Genomic DNA, 342 nt, shown 5'->3' on the forward strand with positions numbered 1-342 from the left:
GGCCATGAATGTTGTATATACATTTATTCTAGACACACATAAGAAATATAGTACCCTAAATTGAAGATAAAATGATTGGTGGGAGTGTGGATAAATAATCCATATTATAATTGCCAGAATTAGACCCATGGTAGGGGCTAGGAGAAATGGAAGTTGGTTGGAAGGGGTAGGTCTGGCCTGCTCCTTTACAAATAGTTTAATGGCATCTGCAAATGGCTGTGGGATCCCTATAAGACCTACTTTATTAGGGCCTTTACGTAGATGAAAATAACCTAAGAACTTTCGCTCTATTAAAGTGTAAAATGCTATGGCTACAAGGGCTAAAATTACGCTTATAAGAAT

The 342-nt window shown here is 37.1% G+C and carries 1 protein-coding gene; it reads right to left on the reverse strand.

The annotated features are described in order from the left end of the window. On the reverse strand, window positions 1-342 hold a 342-nt coding region (locus tag L5876_RS14955; protein WP_370469072.1), incomplete at its 3' end, for an NADH-quinone oxidoreductase subunit H.

The sequence above is a fragment of the Hyphobacterium sp. SN044 genome, assembly GCF_021864465.1.
Classification (GTDB): Bacteria; Pseudomonadota; Alphaproteobacteria; order Caulobacterales; family Maricaulaceae; genus Hyphobacterium.